The organism is Salmonella sp. SAL4457 (genome assembly GCF_046548235.1).
Lineage (GTDB): Bacteria > Pseudomonadota > Gammaproteobacteria > Enterobacterales > Enterobacteriaceae > Salmonella > Salmonella enterica.
In genome coordinates, this window is sequence record NZ_JBGDZO010001013.1 from 1 (window position 1) to 249 (window position 249).

The window sequence follows — 249 nt, forward strand, 5'->3', positions numbered from 1 at the left end:
TCCTTGACCACGGCCTTGAGCTTCAGGGTCTTGTCGTCCACCACCACCAGCGCGGAGCTGTCGTTCTTGCCGTTCCACACCGAGAACCAGACTTCATCGCCGCGCTTGTTGTACTCGGGCTGCACCACCCGCTTGGCGCCTTCGCCGAGATCGGCCCATTCGGCGATCGGCAGCACCTGGTACTTGGCGTCGAGGTTCTTCAGGTCGAACACCGCGACGCTCTGGCTGATCCTGGCGTCGGGGTTGAAG

General features: G+C 63.1%; 1 protein-coding gene. It reads right to left on the minus strand.

Annotated elements, in window-relative coordinates; genetic code table 11:
* Positions 1-249: cytochrome D1 domain-containing protein (locus ACLJNW_RS27225; RefSeq protein ID WP_410961670.1), on the minus strand; the 249-nt coding region annotated here is incomplete at both ends.